The following is a 20111-nucleotide window of genomic DNA, read 5'->3' as shown; positions in this document are numbered from 1 at the left end:
ATTGCCTGGGTAAATGGAAAGCTTCTCGCTGATCCTCGCGATAGTGGTCGTAACCGCTCTCGCGTTCGACTTCACGAACGGTTTCCACGACACCGCCAACGCGATGGCCACCACCATCTCCACGGGCGCTCTGAAGCCCAAGATCGCGGTAGGCATGTCCGCCGCCCTCAATCTCGTGGGCGCCTTCCTCTCCGTGGAGGTCGCCAACACGATCTCCAAGGGTCTCGTCGACGAGAGCGGCATCCGTCCCGAGGTCATCTTCGCCGCCCTCGTCGGCGCGATCCTCTGGAACCTGCTGACCTGGCTGGTGGGTCTCCCCTCCAGCTCCTCGCACGCCCTGATGGGCGGCCTGGTCGGCGCCACCGTCGCCTCCGCCGGCTTCGGCGCCGTACACGGTGACGTCCTGGTCACCAAGGTGCTGCTGCCGGCCGTCGCCGCGCCGCTCGTCGCGGGCCTCGCCTCGCTGCTGGCCACCCGGCTCTCCTACGGCATCGGCGGCACCGCCGACGGCGAGGCCACCCGCAAGGGCTACCGCGCCGGCCAGATCGCCTCGGCCGGCCTGGTCTCCCTCGCCCACGGCACCAACGACGCCCAGAAGACGATGGGCATCATCACCCTGGCGCTGATCGCGGGCGGCGCCATCGCCCCCGGCTCGAACCCTCCCACCTGGGTGATCCTCTCGGCCGGTCTGGCCATCGCGCTCGGCACCTACATCGGCGGCTGGCGCATCATCCGCACCATGGGCAAGGGCCTGACCGACCTGGAGCCGCGTCAGGGCTTCGCCGCCCAGACCAGCGCGGCGACCGCCATCCTGGCCTCCTCCCACCTCGGCTTCTCCCTGTCCACCACGCACGTCGTCTCCGGCTCGGTGATGGGCGCGGGCCTCGGCCGCAAGGGCGGCGTGGTCCGCTGGTCCACCGCGACCCGCATGTTCGCCGCCTGGGCGCTCACCCTCCCGGCCGCCGCGCTGGTCGGCGCGGGCGCCGAGTCCGTCACCGACCTGGGCGACTGGGGCACCGCGGCCGTCGCCGTCTTCCTGGTCGCCGCCAGCGCCGCGATCTGGAAGATCTCCCGCCGCGAGGTCGTCGACCACACCAATGTGGTCGAGGAGAGCGCCGAGCCGGTCGGTGTGGTCACCGCCGCCATCGCCGCCGTGACCCCGCCCCCGGCGGGCCCGGTCACCGAGGGCCTGACGGCCACGATCCCCGCCCCCGTCGCCGAGCCCGCGCCGGCCACCCCGCCGGCCGCCACGGTCTGATCCCGAGCACGGTTAGTGAAGGAAGCATCCCCATGACGATCGACTGGGCGGCCCTCGGCTCCGTCTTCGGTGTGAGCCTCGCGTTCACGGTGGGCCTGGTGGCCCTGTTCACCCTCGGCATCAACGGCCTGTCCCGCCGGGAGAAGGCCACGGCCGAGGGCGGTTCCGCCGCGCTGGCGGTGACCGGTGCGTACGTGTGCTTCGCGGCCTGTGCGGCGGCGGTGGTGTACGGGATGTACCTGATCATGGCCAAGTCCTGACGGCCCCCCGCGCATGACACCGGCCCTGCCGGGCCCCGCTTCGGCGGCCCCGGCGGGGCTTTCGCGTACCGGCGGCACGGGGGCGGGCCCCGCCGGCCCTCGGAGAGCGCGCGGAGCGCCGCCGGGCGCCCGGTGAATTCCCCCCGGCGCGAGGGGCATTCACCGCGACCGGGTCGTCGGGCACCGTCCCGCGTGCCGCCGATGTGGGGCTCGGCACAGTCCGGCGTCCCAGGTCAACGGCGAGTTGACGGTCCTTCCGGGGGCGTGGTGGACTGCCCGGGCCATCTACGGCGGCAGAAGAGGAAGCCGGTGCGAATCCGGCGCGGTCCCGCCACTGTCACCGGGGAAGAACCCCCGGGAGCCAGGAACTCTCACCGCCGATTCACGTCGGACCAGGGCGCGGACACCCTGAGTGAGGACACAGATCGACATGCTCGGCCGCCGATCGAGAACCCGTACCAGGCCCGTTCCCGCGCCCACGGCCGGCTGAGCCGATGGGTGCCGATCGCACGTACGCGTACGGTGCCGCCGCCGGGGTGTTGGGCGACCTCCTCCTCGGCGACCCGCGCCGCGGGCATCCGGTCGCCGCGTTCGGCCGCACGGCCGCGGCCGTGGAGCGCGCCCTGTGGCGCGACCACCGCGGCTGGGGCGCCCTGCACACCGCCGTCTGCGCCGGCGGCGCCGTCGCGCTCGGCGCGCTGGCCGCCCGCGCCGTACGCCCCTCCCCCACCGCCTCCGTCGCGCTGACCGCCGCCGCCACCTGGGCCGTCGTCGGCGGCACCTCGCTCGCCCGGGAGGCCCGCACCGTCGGACAGGCCCTGGCCGCGGGGGACATCGAGGCCGCCCGGGCCAGGCTGCCCCATCTGTGCGGCCGGGACCCGCAGGCGCTGGACGCCGACGGCATGGCCCGTGCCGTGGTCGAGTCGGTCGCCGAGAACACCTCGGACGCGGTCGTGGGCGCGCTGGTGTGGGGTGCCGTGGGCGGGGTGCCCGGGCTGCTCGGGTTCCGCGCGGTCAACACCCTGGACGCGATGGTGGGCCACAAGTCGCCCCGGCACCGCCGCTACGGCTGGGCCTCCGCCCGCCTCGACGACGTGGCCGGCTGGCCCGGGGCCCGGCTGACCGCCGTGCTCGCCGCCGTGGCCGGACCCGATCCCCGGGGCGCCCTGCGCGCCTGGAAGGCCGACGCGGGCAGGCATCCGAGCCCCAACGCCGGTCCGGTGGAGGCCGCTTTCGCGGGAGCCCTCGGGGTCAGGCTGGGCGGCACGCTCTCCTACGGCGGCCGGGTCGAACACCGTCCCGTGCTCAACGGTGCCCACGGACGGCCGGTCCGGGTCACCGACATCGACCGGTCCGTACGGCTCTCCCGCCGGGTCGGCCTGCTCGCCCTCGGCGCCACGGTCGCCGCGCGCGCACTGCGGAAAGGACGCGGGAAATGAACGGTGGCCTCCTCGTCGCCGGCACCACCTCCGACGCCGGCAAGAGCGTCGTGACGGCCGGCATCTGCCGCTGGCTGGTGCGCCAGGGCGTGCGGGTCGCGCCGTTCAAGGCGCAGAACATGTCCCTGAACTCCTTCGTCACGCGCGAGGGCGCCGAGATCGGGCGGGCGCAGGCGATGCAGGCCCAGGCCTGCCGGGTCGAGCCGACCGCGCTCATGAACCCGGTGCTGCTCAAGCCCGGCGGCGAGCAGAGCAGCCAGGTGGTGCTGCTGGGCAAGCCGGTGGGCGAGATGAGCGCGCGCGGCTACCACGGCGGGCGCCAGCAGCGGCTGCTCGGCACGGTGCTGGACTGCCTGGCCGAGTTGCGGGGCACGTATGACGCGGTGATCTGCGAGGGGGCGGGCAGCCCGGCCGAGATCAATCTGCGGCGGACCGACATCGTCAACATGGGTATCGCCCGGGGCGCGGGGCTGCCCGTGCTGGTCGTCGGCGACATCGACCGCGGGGGCGTCTTCGCCTCGTTCTTCGGCACCGTCGCCCTGCTCTCGGCGAAGGACCAGGAACTGGTCGCCGGCTTCCTGGTGAACAAGTTCCGCGGGGACGTCTCCCTGCTGGAGCCCGGCCTCGACATGCTGCACGGGCTCACCGGACGGCCCGCCTACGGCGTGCTGCCGTTCCGGCACGGGCTCGGCATCGACGAGGAGGACGGGCTGCGGGTCTCGCTGCGCGGCACGGTCCGCGAGTCCAGCGTGACTCCCCCGGTCGGCGAGGACGTCCTGCGGGTCGCCGTGTGCGCGATCCCGCTCATGTCCAACTTCACGGACGTGGACGCGCTGGCCGCCGAACCGGGCGTCGTGGTGCGGTTCGTGGACCGCCCCGAGGAGCTGGCGGACGCCGATCTCGTGGTCGTGCCGGGCACCCGCGGGACCGTACGGGCGCTCGCGTGGCTGCGGGAGCGGGGACTGGCGAACGCGCTCGTGCGGCGGGCCGCCGAGCACCGGCCGGTCCTCGGCATCTGCGGCGGCTTCCAGATCCTCGGCGAGCACATCGAGGACGAGGTCGAGTCCCGCGCCGGTGCCGTCCCCGGACTCGGTGTGCTGCCGGTCCGGGTGCGCTTCGCGCGGGAGAAGACCCTCACCCGGCCGGACGGACAGGCCCTCGGCGAGCCCGTCGAGGGATACGAGATCCATCACGGGGTCGCCGACGTCACCGGCGGCGAGGCGTTCTTCACCGACGACGACGGGCAGCGCCTGGACGGCTGCCGGGTCGGCCAGACCTGGGGCACCCACTGGCACGGCTCGCTGGAGTCGGACGGCTTCCGGCGGGCCTTCCTGCGCGAGGTGGCCGCCGGTGCGGGCCGCCGCTTCGTGCCCGCGCCTGACACCTCGTTCGCCGCGCTGCGCGAGGAGCAGCTCGACCGGCTCGGCGACCTGATCGAACAGCACGCGGACACGGACGCGCTGTGGCGGCTCATCGAGTCGGGGCCGCCCCAAGGGCTGCCCTTCATCCCCCCGGGAGCGCCCGCGTGAGCACCGCCTCGCCGGGGAGGGCGCCTTCGCGGGGGCGGCGGCCGCGCACCGCCCGTCCGGGTACGACACGGCCGGCCGGCGCGGTCGGTGTCCGGACGTACGGGAAGCACGGCCCCGCGTACGTCCCCGGCCCGCGGGGCCGGGACTTCATGAGCGAGAACGACCCGCGGGCGCTGCGCGGGATCACAGAGCCGGAAGGCGACTTGGAGGACGACAAGTGACCACCCCGTTCCCCTTCACGGCCGTAGTCGGCCAGGACGATCTGCGGCTGGCGCTGCTGCTGAACGCCGTGTCACCGGCGGTCGGCGGTGTGCTGGTGCGCGGCGAGAAGGGCACCGCGAAATCCACGGCGGTACGGGCGCTGTCGGCGCTGCTGCCGGAGGTGGCCGTCGTGGCCGGATGCCGGTTCTCGTGCGATCCGGCCGCCCCCGATCCCGCGTGCCCGGACGGCCCGCACGAGGCCGGCGACGGCACCCGGCGCCCCGCGCGGATGGTCGAACTGCCCGTCGGCGCCTCCGAGGACCGGCTCGTCGGTGCCCTCGACATCGAGCGGGCGCTCGCCGAGGGCGTGAAGGCGTTCGAGCCGGGCCTGCTGGCCGACGCGCACCGCGGCATCCTGTACGTCGACGAGGTCAACCTGCTCCACGACCACCTGGTCGACCTGCTGCTGGACGCGGCGGCGATGGGGGCCTCGTACGTCGAGCGCGAGGGCGTGTCCGTGCGGCACGCGGCCCGCTTCCTGCTCGTCGGCACCATGAACCCGGAGGAGGGCGAGCTGCGCCCGCAGCTGCTCGACCGGTTCGGGCTGACCGTGGAGGTCGCCGCCTCGCGGGAGCCGGAGCAGCGGGTGGAGGTCGTCAAGCGGCGGCTCGCCTACGACGCCGACCCGGCCGCCTTCGCGGCGCTCTGGGCCGCCGAGGAGACGGCCGTGCGGCAGCGTGTCGCGGCGGCGCGGGAGCTGCTGCCGCGGGTGCGGCTGGGCGACGACGCGCTGCGGCAGATCGCGGCGACCTGCGCGGCCTTCGAGGTGGACGGCATGCGCGCCGACATCGTGATGGCGCGCACCGCGACCGCGCTCGCCGCGTGGGCCGGGCGGACCGACGTGCTCGCCGAGGACGTGCGGCAGGCGGCGCTGCTCGCGCTGCCGCACCGGCGCCGGCGGAACCCGTTCGACGCGCCGGGTCTGGACGAGGACAAGCTGGACGAGACGCTGGAGCAGTACTCCGGCGAGAACGAGGGCGGGGGCGAGGGCCCGGGCGACGACGACCCCGACCCGGACGGGCCCGGTGGCGGCGGGCGGCCCGCGCCGGACAGCGGTCCGCAGGACGACGGGGGCGGCACCGCCCGGCCCGAGTCCGGTGAGGGCGAGGGCCCGCAGGGGCCCGGCGCCCCCCGGGAGCAGTCGCCCGTACGCGCCTCGGAGCCGTTCCGGACCAAGGTGCTGAGCGTGCCCGGGATCGGCGAGGGTGCCGCCGGGCGGCGGTCGCGGGCGCGCACCGAGCACGGGCGGACCACCGGGGCCAGGCGGCCCCGGGGGACGCTGACCAAGCTGCATCTGGCCGCGACCGTGCAGGCCGCCGCCCCGCATCAGCGGACACGCGGGCGGTCCGGCCCCGGGCTGGTGGTCCGCCGGGACGATCTGCGGCAGGCGGTCCGGGAGGGGCGCGAGGGGAACCTGGTGCTGTTCGTGGTGGACGCCTCGGGGTCGATGGCGGCGCGGCAGCGGATGGGCGCGGTGAAGGGCGCCGTGCTGTCGCTGCTGCTCGACGCCTACCAGCGGCGGGACAAGGTGGGTCTGGTGACGTTCCGGGGCTCGGCGGCCGAGGTGGCGCTGCCCCCGACGTCCTCCGTGGACGCGGCGGCGGTGCGGCTGGAGTCACTGCCCACCGGCGGCCGTACGCCGCTGTCCGCCGGGCTGCTGAAGGCGCACGAGGTGCTCAGGGTGGAGCGGTTGCGGGACCCGGCGCGGCGGCCGCTGCTCGTGGTGGTGACCGACGGGCGGGCGACGGGCGGTCCCGAGCCGGTCGCCCTCGCGGGGCGGGCGGCGCGGCTGTTCGCGGCCCAGGAGACCGCCTCGGTGGTCGTGGACTGCGAGTCGGGGCCGGTGCGGCTCGGGCTCGCCGGACAGCTCGCCGGCGATCTCGGCGGTACGGCCGTGACGCTGGACGAGCTGCGGGCCGACTCGATAGCCGGTCTGGTCAGGGATGTGCAGGGAACGTCGAGGAGGGCCGCGTAATGCCGCAGGGACAGCCGAGTGTCGTACCCGAGGACGGTCTGACGACCCGTCAGCGCAGGAACCGGCCGCTGGTCATGGTCCACACGGGCGTCGGCAAGGGGAAGTCGACCGCGGCGTTCGGGCTCGCGCTGCGCGCCTGGAACCAGGGGTGGCCGATCGGGGTGTTCCAGTTCGTCAAGTCGGCGAAGTGGAAGGTCGGCGAGGAGAACGCGCTGCGCGTGCTCGGCGCCTCGGGCGAGGGCGGCACCGTCGACTGGCACAAGATGGGCGAGGGCTGGTCCTGGGTCCAGCGGGACGCCCAGATGGACAACGAGGCGAAGGCCCGCGAGGGCTGGGAGCAGGTCAAGCGGGACCTGGCCGCCGAGCGGTACCGGCTGTACGTGCTGGACGAGTTCGCGTACCCGCTGCACTGGGGCTGGGTGGACACGGCCGAGGTCGTGGAGGTGCTGCGGAACCGGCCGGGCACCCAGCATGTGGTGATCACCGGCCGTAACGCGCCGCGGGAGCTGGTGGACTTCGCGGATCTGGTGACCGACATGTCCAAGGTCAAGCACCCCATGGACGCGGGCCAGAAGGGCCAGAAGGGCATCGAGTGGTGAGTTCCGTCCCCCGGCTGGTCATCGCCGCGCCGTCGTCCGGCAGCGGCAAGACCACCGTCGCCACCGGGCTGATGGCCGCGTTCGCCGCGCGGGGGCTCGCCGTGTCCCCGCACAAGGTCGGGCCGGACTACATCGACCCGGGGTACCACGCCCTGGCGACCGGCCGGCCCGGCCGCAACCTGGACGCGTACCTGTGCGGGCCGGACCTGATCGCTCCGCTCTTCCTGCACGGGGCGCGCGGCTGCGACCTGGCCGTGGTCGAGGGCGTGATGGGGCTGTACGACGGGGCCGGGGGCAAGGGGGAACTCGCCTCCACGGCCCATGTCGCCAAGCTGCTGCGGGCGCCGGTGGTGCTGGTCGTCGACGCGTCCTCGCAGTCCCGGTCGGTGGCGGCGCTGGTGCACGGCTTCGCGTCCTGGGACCCGGAGGTGCGGGTCGGCGGCGTGATCCTGAACAAGGTGGCCTCCGACCGGCACGAGGAGCTGCTGCGCGAGGCGCTGGACTCCTCCGGAGTGCCGGTCATGGGGGTGCTGCGGCGGGTTGCCGGGGTGGACACACCGTCCCGGCACCTGGGGCTGGTGCCGGTGGCCGAACGCCGCTCGGCCGCGGTCGACGCCGTCGCGGCCATGGCGGCGCAGGTGGCTCGGGGGTGCGACCTGGAGGCGCTGGATGCGCTGGCCCGGGCCGCGGGACCGGTACCGGGGGACTGCGTCCCGTGGGCCCCCGTCCCGGCGCTCCCGGCCGCGGGGCCCGCACCCGTGGTCGCCGTCGCCGGCGGCCCCGCCTTCACCTTCTCCTACGCCGAGCACACCGAGCTGCTCACCGCCGCCGGTGCCGAGGTCGTCACCTTCGACCCGCTCCGCGACGAGCAGCTGCCCGAGGGCACGGCGGGGCTGGTGATCGGCGGCGGCTTCCCCGAGATGTACGCGGGTGACCTGTCCGCCAACGTGCGGCTGCGCGAGGCCGTCGCCGCACTGGCCGGCGGCGGCGCTCCCGTGGCCGCCGAATGCGCCGGTCTGCTCTATCTCTGCCGGGAGCTGGACGGCCGGCCCATGTGCGGTGTGCTGGACGCCGCCGCGCGGATGACGGAACGGCTCACCCTGGGCTACCGGGACGCCGTGGCCGTCGGCGACAGCGTGCTGGCGGCGGCCGGGACGCGGATGCGGGGGCACGAGTTCCACCGCACCGCCGTCGAACCGGGCGCCGGTGCCGCTCCCGCCTGGGGGGTGCGCAACCCGGTCCCGCGGGTCGAGGGATTCGTACGGCAGGGCGTGCACGCGAGCTATCTGCACACGCACTGGGCGTCCGAGCCCGCGGTCGCCCACCGGTTCGTGGAGAGGTGCCGGACGCCATGACCGGCCCGCCGGCCGGGGCCGGCTCCGGCCGGGCGGTGTGCGCGCAGGACGAGCGGACCGGCCGGGCGCGGCGGCACGCCGTGAGACCGCGAGCGCGGTCAGCCGGAGATGCCGACCACCAGCCAGATGAACGCGGCACCGGCCACCGTGCACAGCAGGGTGGAGCGGGCCGGGTGTTCGTGGTGGGCCTCGGGGAGGATCTCGGCGGCGGCGAGATAGAGCAGTACGCCGCCGAAGAGGCCCAGATAGCCGCCGAGCACCGGTTCGGGGATGTGGAAGAAGACCGTGGACAGCGCGCCCAGCAGGGGTGCGCAGGCGTCGGCCAGCAGCATCCCGACGGCCCGGCGGCGCGCGTTGCCGTACAGGCTGGTGATGGTGAAGGTGTTGAAGCCGTCGGCGAAGTCGTGCGCGATCACGGCGAGCGCCACGGCCGTGCCCATGCCGCCGCCCACCTGGAAGGCCGCGCCGATCGCCACCCCGTCCATGGCACTGTGGCCCACCATCGCGCCGGCCGCCGCCAGGCCCGCCTCCGGCGCCCGGTGCTCGTGCCCCTCGGCGCCGCCGTGCGCGGCCTGCCGGGCGGCCAGCGTGCGCTCCACCAGATGGGCCACCAGGAACCCGGCCACGAACAGCAGCAGGGCGGCGGGGACGCCGAAGACCTCCCGGTCGGCCGCGTGCAGCGCCTCCGGCAGCAGGTCGAGGCCGACCACGCCGAGCATCAGCCCGCCGGCCAGGCCCAGGACCAGATGGCGGCGGTCGGTCACGCGCTGTGCCGTCCAGCCGCCGGCCAGCGTCATCAGGAACGCGCCGAGCGCGACGAAGACCGCCATAGGCCCTTGCTATCCGATGGACCGCCGTTCGCGCATGTCCGGCAACCCCTCACGTACCGACTCGCAGGAGAGGACCGATTCCCATGACCGACGCCGTCGCCGGGTACCGACGTGCGTTCGAGGAAGGGCTGAGGGCCGCCGGGATCCACTCCCCGGCCGGTCTCCCCGTCTCCCGGCGACGGGGTCGGCGGTACGGCCGCTCGCGCCGGGTGTCCGGCCGGTGGTGACGACCGCGACGGGCGCCGTCGGGCCGGCCGGCCTCGACACGCTCGGCATGCCGTACGAGGGGGCGGTCGCCGCGGTCCTGCGGGCGCTGCTGGACGGTGTGCCGGTCGCGCTGGAGGCCGAGCTGGCGTGGCCGCTGCCGCCGCTGCCGGTCGCCCCCGAGAGCCCGTACACGATCCGGCTCACCGACCGGGCCGTGCCGCCGGGCGAGCGGGAGGTGCTGCTCAGGCCGCCGTCGCTGGTGGTCGGGGTCGGCGCGTCGAAGGGAGTACCGGCCGGGGAGGTCCTGGCGCTGGTGGAGTCGGTGCTGCGAGAGGCGGGTGTCTCGCCGAGGTCGGTCGCCGAACTGGCCACCGTGGACACCAAGGCCGCGGAGCCCGGTCTGCTGGCCGCCGCCGGACGGCTCGGGGTGCCGCTGGTGGGCCACCCGGCCGGGGAGCTGGCGGCCGTGGCGGTGCCGAACCCGTCCGCCGCGCCGCTCACGGCCGTCGGCACCCCCTCGGTGGCCGAGGCCGCCGCCCTGCTGCGCGGCGGTGAACTCCTCGTGCCCAAGCGGAAGTCGGCGCATGCGACCTGTGCCGTGGTCCGGCGGCCGGGGCGCGGGCGGCTCGCGGTGGTCGGGCTCGGTCCCGGCGCCCGGACCCCGCTCTCCCCGCGCGCGGCGGCCGAACTGCGGCGGGCCTCGGTGCTGGTCGGGCTCGACCGGCACGTGGACCGGATCCGCGCGCTGCTGCGGCCCGGCACCCGGGTGCTGGAGTCGGGGCCCGGCGCGGCGGAGGAGCGGGCCCGTACGGCGGTCGCCGAGGCCCGTGCGGGGCACGCCGTCGCGCTGATCGGCGGCGGGGACGCGGGCGGGTGCGCCATGGCCTGCCCGGCGCTCGCCGAGGGCTCGGACGGCATCGACGTGGTCGGGGTGCCGGGATGACCGCCGCGCCGGCCGCCCGGACGGCCCCGGGGGCGCCGCCCGGCCACGGTGTGTCCCCGGCCGGGCCCGTACGCCCGGATCACGACCCTCGCCGCGCCCGGGCCGGGGGCCGTCGGCATGATGACGGTCGTGACCGCGTTCGCCACGGCGGCCCGGGAGATCGCGCGGCGCGCGGGGGCGCCGCGCCGCCGCCGGCAGGAGGAGCCGCAGTGAACCGTGGTTCCCCTCCCGCCGGCGCCCGTCGAGCCGGCCCCCGCGCTCACCCCCCGTCGTATCCCGCTGTTCCACCCCGTTCCACCCGAGGAGACTCCGTGACCGCCCCGCCCGCCCTGCTGATCGCCGGAGACGGCACCCGTGACGAGACCGGAGCCGAGGCGTTCCGCGACTTCGTCCGGGAGCTGGGGCGCCGCCACCCCGAACTCCCCGTCGCGGGCGGCTTCGTCGCCCTGTCCGCGCCGCCGCTGGGCGACGCGGTCACCGAGCTGGCCGGGCGGGGCGTACGCCGGTTCGCCGTGGTGCCGCTGACGCTGGTCAGCGCCGGGCACGCCGACGGCGCAGTCCCGGCCGCGCTGGCCCGCGCGCGGGAGCGGCATCCGGGCATCTCGTACACCTGCGGCCGTCCGCCGGGCCCGGATCCGGCGCTGCTGAACGTGCTGGAGCGGCGGCTGGACGAGGCGCTCGGGGGGACGGCCCGCAGGCCCGCGGACCGGGCGGACGTCACCGTGCTGCTCGTCGGGCCCGGCTCGACCGAACCGGCGGCCAACGCCGAGGTGTGCGTGGCGGCGCGGCTGCTGTGGGAGGGCCGCGGGTACGCCGGGGTGGAGACGGCGTTCCTGTCGCCGGCGGCGCCGGACGTGCCGAGCGGCCTCGACCGGTGCGTGGCGCTGGGCGCGCGGCGGATCGTCGTCCTGCCGTACTTCCTGTTCGGCGGTGTCCTGCCGGACCGGGTGCGGCAGCAGACCGAGGGGTGGGCCGCCGCGCACCCGGAGGTCGAGGTGCGCTCGGCCGGGGTCGTCGGGCCCGAGCCGGAGCTGTTCGACGTGGTGCGGGAGCGGTACGCGGAGGCCGTCGCGGGCGATCCGCCGACGCACCGCGGCGCGTGCGCGTGCCAGGCCGCGCCGCCGGGCTCCGAGGGATCGGCCGGGCCGCCGCGGCAGCAGGACCAGGAGAACGGGCAGCACCGGCACGAAGGGCACTCGCACAGCCATGCGCACTGAGCGGAGCGGAGGGTCCGGCCACGATCTGCGCCACCACGGGGACGCCGAGGTACGGGACGACGGGGCCGCGCTGGTCGACCTCGCCGTCAACGTCCGCGCGGACACGCCCCCGTCGTGGCTGCGGGAGGAGATCGCCGGTTCGCTGGCGTCCCTCGCGGCCTACCCGGACGGGCGGGCCGCGCGGGCGGCGGTGGCGGCCCGGCACGGGCTGCCGGTGGAGCGGGTGCTGCTGACGGCGGGGGCGGCGGAGGCGTTCGTGCTGCTCGCCCGTGCGCTGGAGGTGCGCCGGCCGGTCGTGGTGCATCCGCAGTTCACGGAGCCGGAGGCCGCGCTGCGGGACGCCGGGCACACCGTGGACCGGGTGCTGCTGCGGGCGGCGGACGGGTTCCGGCTGGACCCGGCGGCCGTGCCGGAGGACGCCGATCTGGTGGTGATCGGCAATCCCACCAATCCGACGTCGGTGCTGCACCCGGCGGAGGCGATCGTCCGGCTGGCCCGGCCCGGCCGGACGCTGGTGGTGGACGAGGCGTTCATGGACGCGGTGCCGGGCGAGCGGGAGGCGCTGGCCGGGCGGACCGACGTGCCGGGGCTCGTCGTGCTGCGCAGCCTCACCAAGACCTGGGGGCTGGCCGGGCTGCGCATCGGGTACGTGCTGGCCGCGCCCGAGGTGGTCGGCGAGCTGGAGCGGGCGCAGCCGCTGTGGCCGGTGTCGACACCGGCGCTGACCGCTGCGGCGGCGTGCGTGGCGCCGCGGGCGCTGGCCGAGGCGGGGCACGCGGCGCATCGCATCGCCGGGGACCGGGCTCATCTGGTGTCCGGGCTCGCCGCGCTCGCCGACCGGGGCGTGCGGGTGGCGGAGCCGGCGGACGGTCCGTTCGTGCTGGTCCGCATGCCGGATGCGGCGCTGGTACGGCGGCGGTTGCGGGAGCTGGGTTACGCGGTGCGCCGGGGGGACACGTTTCCGGGGCTCGGCGCGGAGTGGGTACGGATCGCCGTGCGGGACCGTGCGACGGTGAACGGCTTCCTGAAGGCGCTGTCGGCCGCGCTCACCGTCCCCGGCCGCCCGCCCGTCTCCACCGGCTGAGCGACCGGGGCGGGACGGGCCGCCGGGCGCCCCGCGCGCTGAGCCGCCCCGCGTTCTCGTGTTCTCGACGGGCGGGCCGGCCCGCCCCCCGTGCTCTCGACGGGCGGCCGGCCCCTCGCATGTTCCCGACGGGCGGGCCGGAAGGCCGCTCCCGGTCCGGGGACGGACCGGGAGCGGCCGGACGGCGTGCGGTCAGCTCCTGCGGCGGCGGGCCACCGTCACCGCTCCCCCGCCGACCAGCACCAGCGCCAGCGCGCCGCCGGCGATGTACGGGGTGGCCGAACTGCCGCCGGTCTCCGCGAGGTCGGCCTGGGCGGGGGCGCCCTGCGGGCGGGGACCGCCGGCCGGGTCGTGGCCCGGCTTCGGCTTCCCGCTGGGCGGCACCATCGGGGACTCGCAGGTGGCCTTGGCGAGGGTGACCGTGCCCTCGACGTCGGCGACGCCCAGCTTCAACGGATCGACGGAGACCTTGAGTTCGAGGGCGGTGGCGGCGGCCGTACGGGTCGTGGTGGTCCGCCGGGCGAGATCGAGCGTGACCTCGCCGACGCCGGGCACCTTCACCTCGGTCGTACCGCCCGCGGTCAGGGTGACGCGCTTGCCGAGGACGGTGACGGCGCCGAGGACGTTCGCGGCGGCGGCCGGTGCCCGGCCGGCCTCGCAGGTAGCCTTGGCGGTGATCGTGTCGGCCTCGATCAGGGACAGCAGGGGCAGTCCCGGCAGGTGCAGCTTGGCGTGCGCGACCCGGACCGAGCCCTCGGCCCGCCGGGCGGTGACCGTGGCCCTCGACTCGGCGACGTCCGCGCCGAGCACGGTGAACGGCTTGCCGCCGTCGACGCCGTCGAGCCGGGCGGTCAGCGCGGTTGTGTCGGCGCTCCGCGGTGCCTGGACCTCGTTGAGCGTGACCCTGAGCGGGACGTTCACGGACTTGTGGAGCAGGGACACATCGAGCCCGGTGCGCAGGACGACGGCGGAGGCGCGACCGTGCCCGGTGGTGGCGTGCGCGGCGCCCGCGCCCAGGATCGCGGGCGCCCCGGCGAGGGCGGTGACCGTCGCGAGGGCGGCCAGACGGCGTGCGGACATGCGGAAGTTGTTGCTGTTCAAGGCGGTGGGACCCCCAGAGGGAACAGGCTTGGGACCCGTCAACCTTGTACGCGGTGTGGGTGAATCCTCAGCGATCCAGGGTTACTTCACTCAAACGTGGATATTGCGCACGCCGATTCGAATCACGGGCACATCTACTCGACGACACGCCCGCGCAGCACCACCCGTCGCGGCGCCGCGAGCACGCGTACGTCCGCCCGGGGATCGGCCTCGTACACCACGAGGTCGGCCGGGGCGCCCTCGTCGAGACCGGGCCGGCCGAGCCAGCGCCGGGCGGCCCAGCTGGTGGCGGCGAGGGCCTCGACCGGCGGGATGCCGGCGGTGACCAGCTCGGCGACCTCCTCCGCGACCAGTCCGTGGGCCAGTGAGCCGCCGGCGTCCGTGCCGACGTAGACCGGGATGCCGGCGTCGTAGGCGTCGCGCACGGTGTCGTAGCGCCGCTCGTGCAGCCGGCGCATGTGGGAGGACCAGCGCGGGAACTTCTTGTCGCCGCCGTCCGCGAGCTTGGGGAAGGTGGCGATGTTGACGAGGGTGGGCACGATCGCGACGCCCCGCTCGGCGAAGAGCGGGATCAGCTCCCCGGTGAGCCCGGTCGCGTGCTCGACGCAGTCGATGCCCGCCTCGACCAGGTCGCGCAGGGAGCTCTCGGCGAAGCAGTGGGCGGTGACGCGGGCGCCGAGCCGGTGCGCCTCGGCGATGGCCGCCTCGACCGCCTCGCGGGGCCAGCACGGGGACAGGTCACCGAGGTCGCGGTCGATCCAGTCGCCGACCAGCTTGACCCAGCCGTCGCCGCGCCGGGCCTCCTGGGCGACGTACGCCACCAGGTCGTCCGGCTCGATCTCCCAGGCGTAGTTGCGGATGTAGCGCCGGGTGCGGGCGATGTGCCGGCCGGCCCGGATGATCTTCGGGAGGTCCTCCCGGTCGTCGATCCAGCGGGTGTCGGAGGGCGAGCCCGCGTCGCGGATCAGCAGGGTGCCCGCCTCCCGGTCGGTGAGCGCCTGCTTCTCGGCGGTGTCCGCGTCGACCGGGCCGTGCGCGTCGAGGCCCACATGGCAGTGCGCGTCGACCAGGCCGGGCAGCGCCCAGCCCTGGACGGTCGTCACCTCCCGGGCCCCGGCGGGGCGGTCGTAGGTGACCCGCCCGCCGACCACCCACAGCTCGTCACGGACGTCCTCGGGGCCCGCCAGGATCCGGCCCTTCACGTGCAGCACCGCGCCATCGCTCATGACCGCACCCTAGCGACCTACGGTTCGGAGCCGCCCGCCTGGCCGGGGGTCCCCTCCTCCACCTCGGCCATCGCCGGGTCGAGCAGGCGGGACAGGAAGTGCCGGGTGCGCTCGTGCTGCGGGTCGCCGATGACCCTCTCGGGGCTGCCGTCCTCGACGATCACCCCGCCGTCCATGAAGACGACCCGGTCGGCGACCTCGCGGGCGAAGGTCATCTCATGGGTGACGACCATCATCGTCATGCCCTCCCGGGCGAGCATGCGCATGACGGCGAGGACATCGCCGACCAGCTCCGGGTCGAGCGCGGAGGTCGGCTCGTCGAACAGCATCACCTCGGGGCCCATGGCGAGGGCGCGGGCGATGGCGACGCGCTGCTGCTGGCCGCCGGAGAGCGAGGCGGGGTAGGCGTCCGCCTTCTCGGACAGGCCGACCCGGGCCAGGTTCTCGGCGGCGGTCCGGGCGGCCGTCGCCTTGTCCCGGCCGAGGACCCGGCGCTGCGGCAGCGTGAGGTTCTCGGTGACGCTCAGATGCGGGAAGAGGTTGAACTGCTGGAAGACCATGCCGATGCGGCGGCGTACGGCGTCGATGTCGACGTCCGGGTCGGTGACCTCGGTGCCGCCGACGAAGACCTGGCCCTTTGTGGGCTCCTCCAGCAGGTTCACGCAGCGCAGCAGCGTGGACTTGCCGGAGCCGGAGGGGCCGATGACACAGACGACCTCGCCCTGGCCGATCTCCAGGTCGATGCCGCGCAGCACCTCGTTGTCGCCGAAGGACTTGTGCAGTGCGCGGACTTCGATCTCGGGGCGGGTCACCGGATCGCCTCCTGGGCCTTGGACTCCATACGGCGGACGACGAAGCTGAGCGGGACCGTGACCAGCAGGTAGCACAGGCCAGCGACCAGGATCGGCGTGGAGTTGGCGGTCGTACTGGCGAGGTCGCGGCCGAACTTGGACAGCTCCCGCTCCTCCAGGGTGACACCCAGGAACAGCACCAGCGAGGAGTCCTTGAAGAGCAGGACGAGTTCGTTGGTGAGCGGGGGCAGGATGATCCGGAAGGCCTGCGGGACGATGATGGAGATCATGGCCTTCGCGGGCGAGAAGCCCAGCGAACGGGCCGCCTCCATCTGCCCCTTGGGCACCGCCTGGATGCCGGCCCGGATGGTCTCGGCCATGTAGGCGGCCGAGACCAGGCCGAGCGCGAGGGCGACCTTGCCGTAGGTGCCGCCCGGGATCTCCGTGCCCGGGAAGGCGAGCGGCACGGCGACGCCGACGAAGATGAAGATCAGCAGGGCGGGCAGGCCCCGGAAGATCTCGATGTAGATGCCCGCCAGCCAGCGGTACGGGCCCACGGACGACAGCCGCATCAGCGCGATGACCATGCCGAGGACGAGTCCGACGAGGAATCCGGACACCGTGTAGAGCACGGTGTTCTTCAGCGCCAGCGTGATGACGTCCGGGAACATCTGCCGCGCGATGTCGGCCTGGGCGAACTGGTTCTGCAGCCGGCCCCAGTCCGCCGTGGCCGCGAAGGCGGCCACGGCGGCGACGAAGAGGGCGTACTGCGCGCCCCGGGACAGGGTGCGCTTCTGCCGCCGGGTCAGCCCCTTCTTCTTCGGCTGGAGCGGTACGTCCGTGTCCGTACCGCTCATGAGGCGGCGGGAGAGGCGACGGAGGCGTCGTACGGGCCGATCCACTTCTCGTAGATCTTCTTGTAGGTGCCGTCGGCCTTGGCGGTCTTGAGTGCCTTGTTGATGGCGTCCAGCAGCGCCTTGTTGCCCTTCTTCACGGTGAAGCCGTACTGCTCACCGGTCTTCAGGTTGTCGACGATCTTGAACTTGTCCGCGTTGGCCTTGTCCTTCAGCCAGCCCTGGACGACCGGGTAGTCGATCACGACGGCCTGGACCTGGCCGGTGCGCAGGCCGTTGAGGACGGCGTCGGAGGACTCGAAGGAGATCGGGTCGTACCCCTTGCCCTTGACGTAGTCCTCGCCGGTGGTCTGCGCCTGGGCGCCGAGCTTCTTGCCCTTGGCCTTGACGTCGGCCAGCGAGTCGATCCCGCTGCTCTTGTCGACGAGGACGGCCTGGGTGGCCTCGAAGTACGGGTCGGAGAAGTCGACGTTCTTCTTGCGCTCCGGCGTGATGGTCATGCCGGCGGCGGCCAGGTCGCACTCCCCGGAGTTCAGGAAGGCGCCGGTCTTGAAGTTCTCGAAGGGCGTGTCGCGGATGTCCTGCTTGACGCCGAGGTCCTTGGCGACGAGGTCGATCAGCGAGACGTCGAAGCCCTGCACCTTGCCGTCGATCTCCGACTGGAACGGCGGGTACGGCAGGTGGGTGCAGGTGGTCAGCTGCCCCGCCTTGGCGAGGTGGACGCCCTTGACGGTGGTCTTGCCGCTCCCCCCGCCGTCCGAGGAGCAGCCGGCCACGAGCGCGAGCCCGGCCGTCACGGTGATGGCTGCCAGAACGCGGGTCCGGCGTCCGAGGAGCGTTGTCATGGGGGGTGATCTCCCGGTAGGGGAACGGGGGCTTCCGATTATAAGGAAGAGTTTGAGCTCCTCAAATCAAACCCATGGTAACGGAGGGGTTGGACCTAAGATCGGGGGGAGCCGAACTCCGCGCAGAAGAGAGAGCACCGCCGTGACCCACCCCTTCCTCGACCTGCCCCCGCTGAGTGCCGAGCGTTTCGCCGCCATCGAGGACCGGGTGGCCCGGCTGCTGGACACCCGGCAGGACGTCCTGATCACCCAGGGCGAGGCGCTGCTGCCGCTGGAGGGCGCGATCCGCTCGGCGGCCGGTCCCGGCACGGTGGCGCTGAACGTGATCACGGGCCCGTACGGCCAGACCTTCGGCAACTGGCTCCGCGACGCCGGTGCCACCGTGCACGACCTCTCCGTCCCCTTCCACACGGCGGTGACCGCCGGGCAGGTCCGGGAGGCGTTCGCCGAGCACCCGGAGATCGACTTCGTCTCGCTGGTGCACGCCGAGGCGGCGACCGGCAACACCAACCCGGTCGCGGAGATCGGCGAGGCGGTACGGGAGCAGGGTGCCCTCTTCTATCTGGACGCGGTGGCCTCCGTGGGCGCCGAGCCGGTGCTGCCGGACGCCTGGGGCGTGGACCTGTGCGTGATCGGGGCGCAGAAGGCGATGGGCGGCCCGGCGGGCGTGTCGGCGATCTCGGTGAGCGAGCGGGCCTGGGCCCGGATGGCCGCCAACCCGGGCGCCCCGCGCCGCTCCTACCTCTCCCTCCTGGACTGGAAGGAGCGCTGGACCGACGCCGGCCGCACGGCGCTGCCGCACGCTCCGGCCCAGCTGGAGATGCTGGCGCTGGAGGCGTGCCTGGAGCGGATCGAGGCGACCGGCCCGGAGGCGGTGATGGCCCGGCACCGGCGTGCCGCGCTGGCCACCCGGGCCGGGGCGGTGGCACTGGGCGGGGGCCTCGCGCCGTACGTGTACGCGGAGCGGGACGCGGCGCCGGTCGCGACGACGCTGCGGGTGCCGTCCGGGGTCGCGGCCTCGGAGCTGGTGGCGCGGGCCCTGGAGAGCGATCCCGCGCTGCCGCTCGCGGCCGGCGGCGGCGCCCTGACCAAGGAGATGATCCGGGTCAACCACTACGGCCCCGACGCCGCGCCCGACGCGGTGCAGGGGTCGCTCGCGGCGCTGGGCGCGGCGCTCGCGGAGCGGGGACTGCCGGTCGACCCGGCCGCCGCCCGGCGGGCCGTGGAGCACACCTGGCGCTAATTCAGCGTCAATTCAATTCGCTTTCACAATTCCCACCAATTCCCCAGTCGATAGCTTCCCATCATCTTCTGCCCGCTTTTTGCAAGGCTAAACAGGGAAGTTTTCCGGCAGGTTTCCCGCGCATTTCCTCTTGTGACACACTCCACAACAGGGGCGATTTGTACGAGTTTGCCGTAGGGCATTGCGGACATACCTCCCATGCCCCCGGCAATCCCGGTGACGGCTCCCGTGCATTTTTGAATTTGCCTCGCTAAATTCGTGCCGCATGACTGCCGCACCCGCAGACCTGCTCATCGAACGACCGGCGCCGAGCGACGGCGCCGCGCTCTGGCGTCTCGCCAAAGACTCGAAAACCCTCGATCTGAACTCCTCCTACAGCTATCTGCTGTGGTGCCGGGACTTCGCCGGCACGTCGGCGGTGGCGCGCGGTGCGGACGGGGAGCCGGTCGGTTTCGTCACCGGGTACCTGCGACCGGACCGCCCCGGCACCCTGCTCGTCTGGCAGGTGGCCGTCGACCCCGCGTACCGGGGCCACGGCATCGCCGCCGCGCTGCTCGACGGGCTGACCGCACGGCTCACCGCCGAGTACGGCATCACCGAACTGGAGACCACCATCACCCCCGGCAACAGCGCCTCCGAGCGGCTGTTCACCTCGTTCGCCGAGCGGCGCGGCGCACGGGTCACCCGGGAGGTGCTGTTCGCCGCCGGCCTGTTCCCCGACGGCCCGCACGACCCCGAAGTGCTCTACCGCATCGGTCCGCTGACCACGTCAACCGCCTCCTGAGGAGCGATTCACCGTGACCATCACCCAGCCCGACCTCAGTGTCTTCGAGACCGTCGAGTCCGAGGTGCGCAGCTACTGCCGTGGTTGGCCCACCGTGTTCGACCGTGCGCAGGGCAGCCGTATGCATGACGAGGACGGTCACGCGTACCTCGACTTCTTCGCCGGTGCCGGGTCGTTGAACTACGGCCACAACAATCCCGTGCTGAAACGGGCGCTGATCGACTATCTGGAACGGGACGGGGTCACCCACGGCCTGGACATGTCGACGACGGCCAAGCGGTCCTTCCTGCAGGCGTTCCAGGATCTGGTG

Annotated in this window: 18 protein-coding genes, 1 pseudogene and 1 riboswitch; of the genes and pseudogenes, 13 read left to right on the top strand and 6 right to left on the bottom strand. The window is 74.2% G+C overall.

Going from position 1 to position 20111, the window contains the following annotated elements; all coding sequences use genetic code 11:
- Positions 1-13 precede the first annotated feature (13 nt).
- From ACF073_RS37395 to ACF073_RS37365, 7 genes are all read left to right on the top strand, one after another.
- Entirely contained in the window at positions 14-1258 is a 1245-nt protein-coding gene (locus ACF073_RS37395; protein ID WP_392075957.1) for an anion permease, read from the top strand.
- A gap of 32 nt (positions 1259-1290) precedes the next feature.
- Positions 1291-1518, top strand: coding sequence for a hypothetical protein (locus ACF073_RS37390; RefSeq protein ID WP_392075955.1), 228 nt, complete (start codon positions 1291-1293; stop codon positions 1516-1518).
- Positions 1519-1769: 251 nt separating this feature from the next.
- Positions 1770-1912, top strand: a riboswitch (cobalamin riboswitch).
- Positions 1913-2012: 100 nt separating this feature from the next.
- Positions 2013-2957 (top strand): cobalamin biosynthesis protein, encoded by a 945-nt coding sequence (locus tag ACF073_RS37385; protein ID WP_392075954.1) that lies wholly within the window; start codon positions 2013-2015, stop codon positions 2955-2957.
- A complete protein-coding gene (locus ACF073_RS37380; RefSeq protein ID WP_392075953.1) occupies positions 2954-4486 on the top strand; it encodes a cobyric acid synthase in 1533 nt (510 codons plus the stop codon). Before ACF073_RS37385 ends, ACF073_RS37380 begins: the two co-directional genes overlap by 4 nt.
- Before the next feature lie 217 nt (positions 4487-4703).
- Positions 4704-6722: a putative cobaltochelatase gene (locus ACF073_RS37375; protein ID WP_392075952.1), complete on the top strand. Its 2019-nt coding sequence runs from the start codon at positions 4704-4706 to the stop codon at positions 6720-6722.
- Complete coding sequence (cobO, locus tag ACF073_RS37370; protein ID WP_392075951.1) at positions 6722-7321, top strand: cob(I)yrinic acid a,c-diamide adenosyltransferase; 600 nt, start codon at positions 6722-6724, stop codon at positions 7319-7321. Before ACF073_RS37375 ends, cobO begins: the two co-directional genes overlap by 1 nt.
- The gene (locus ACF073_RS37365; protein WP_392075950.1) at positions 7315-8676 is read left to right on the top strand and encodes a cobyrinate a,c-diamide synthase; all 1362 of its coding nucleotides are present in this window, start codon (positions 7315-7317) and stop codon (positions 8674-8676) included. The genes cobO and ACF073_RS37365 overlap by 7 nt, the downstream gene beginning before the upstream one ends.
- 98 nt (positions 8677-8774) lie before the next feature.
- Here the strand turns inward: ACF073_RS37365 and ACF073_RS37360 are convergent, their stop codons facing one another.
- A complete protein-coding gene (locus ACF073_RS37360) occupies positions 8775-9506 on the bottom strand; it encodes a ZIP family metal transporter (protein WP_392075949.1) in 732 nt (243 codons plus the stop codon).
- 208 nt (positions 9507-9714) lie between these two features.
- Between ACF073_RS37360 and ACF073_RS37355 the strand changes: the two are divergent.
- The 3 genes and pseudogenes from ACF073_RS37355 to cobC form a co-directional block, all read left to right on the top strand.
- A pseudogene (locus tag ACF073_RS37355) lies at positions 9715-10869 on the top strand (cobalamin biosynthesis protein); the annotation flags it as partial.
- 98 nt (positions 10870-10967) lie between these two features.
- Positions 10968-11873, top strand: coding sequence for a sirohydrochlorin chelatase (locus ACF073_RS37350; RefSeq protein ID WP_392075948.1), 906 nt, complete (start codon positions 10968-10970; stop codon positions 11871-11873).
- Positions 11863-12957 (top strand): Rv2231c family pyridoxal phosphate-dependent protein CobC, encoded by a 1095-nt coding sequence (gene cobC / locus ACF073_RS37345; RefSeq protein ID WP_392075947.1) that lies wholly within the window; start codon positions 11863-11865, stop codon positions 12955-12957. The genes ACF073_RS37350 and cobC overlap by 11 nt, the downstream gene beginning before the upstream one ends.
- A gap of 192 nt (positions 12958-13149) precedes the next feature.
- Here the strand turns inward: cobC and ACF073_RS37340 are convergent, their stop codons facing one another.
- The 5 genes from ACF073_RS37340 to ACF073_RS37320 all read right to left on the bottom strand — a co-directional run bounded on the left by ACF073_RS37340 (position 13150) and on the right by ACF073_RS37320 (position 17774).
- Entirely contained in the window at positions 13150-14058 is a 909-nt protein-coding gene (locus ACF073_RS37340) for an SCO1860 family LAETG-anchored protein (protein WP_392075946.1), read from the bottom strand.
- A 134-nt stretch (positions 14059-14192) separates the two neighbouring features.
- On the bottom strand, positions 14193-15284 hold the full coding sequence (locus ACF073_RS37335; protein WP_392075945.1) for an amidohydrolase family protein: 1092 nt from the start codon (positions 15282-15284) through the stop codon (positions 14193-14195).
- Positions 15285-15301: 17 nt separating this feature from the next.
- Positions 15302-16096, bottom strand: coding sequence for an amino acid ABC transporter ATP-binding protein (locus tag ACF073_RS37330; RefSeq protein ID WP_392075944.1), 795 nt, complete (start codon positions 16094-16096; stop codon positions 15302-15304).
- A complete protein-coding gene (locus ACF073_RS37325) occupies positions 16093-16932 on the bottom strand; it encodes an amino acid ABC transporter permease (RefSeq protein WP_392075943.1) in 840 nt (279 codons plus the stop codon). The genes ACF073_RS37330 and ACF073_RS37325 overlap by 4 nt, the downstream gene beginning before the upstream one ends.
- Complete coding sequence (locus ACF073_RS37320) at positions 16929-17774, bottom strand: transporter substrate-binding domain-containing protein (RefSeq protein WP_392075942.1); 846 nt, start codon at positions 17772-17774, stop codon at positions 16929-16931. Before ACF073_RS37320 ends, ACF073_RS37325 begins: the two co-directional genes overlap by 4 nt.
- Before the next feature lie 142 nt (positions 17775-17916).
- On the opposite strand from ACF073_RS37320, the gene ACF073_RS37315 reads away from it, so the two are divergent.
- The 3 genes from ACF073_RS37315 to ACF073_RS37305 all read left to right on the top strand — a co-directional run.
- Positions 17917-19017, top strand: coding sequence for a pyridoxal-phosphate-dependent aminotransferase family protein (locus ACF073_RS37315; protein WP_392075941.1), 1101 nt, complete (start codon positions 17917-17919; stop codon positions 19015-19017).
- A 265-nt stretch (positions 19018-19282) separates the two neighbouring features.
- Positions 19283-19801, top strand: coding sequence for a diaminobutyrate acetyltransferase (ectA, locus tag ACF073_RS37310; protein ID WP_392075940.1), 519 nt, complete (start codon positions 19283-19285; stop codon positions 19799-19801).
- Positions 19802-19814: 13 nt separating this feature from the next.
- On the top strand, positions 19815-20111 hold a 297-nt coding region (locus ACF073_RS37305), incomplete at its 3' end, for an aminotransferase class III-fold pyridoxal phosphate-dependent enzyme (RefSeq protein ID WP_392075939.1).

Source organism: Streptomyces sp. NPDC015171 (assembly GCF_043079545.1).
Lineage (GTDB): Bacteria > Actinomycetota > Actinomycetes > Streptomycetales > Streptomycetaceae > Streptomyces.
This window is presented reverse-complemented; position numbering and strand designations above follow the sequence as displayed.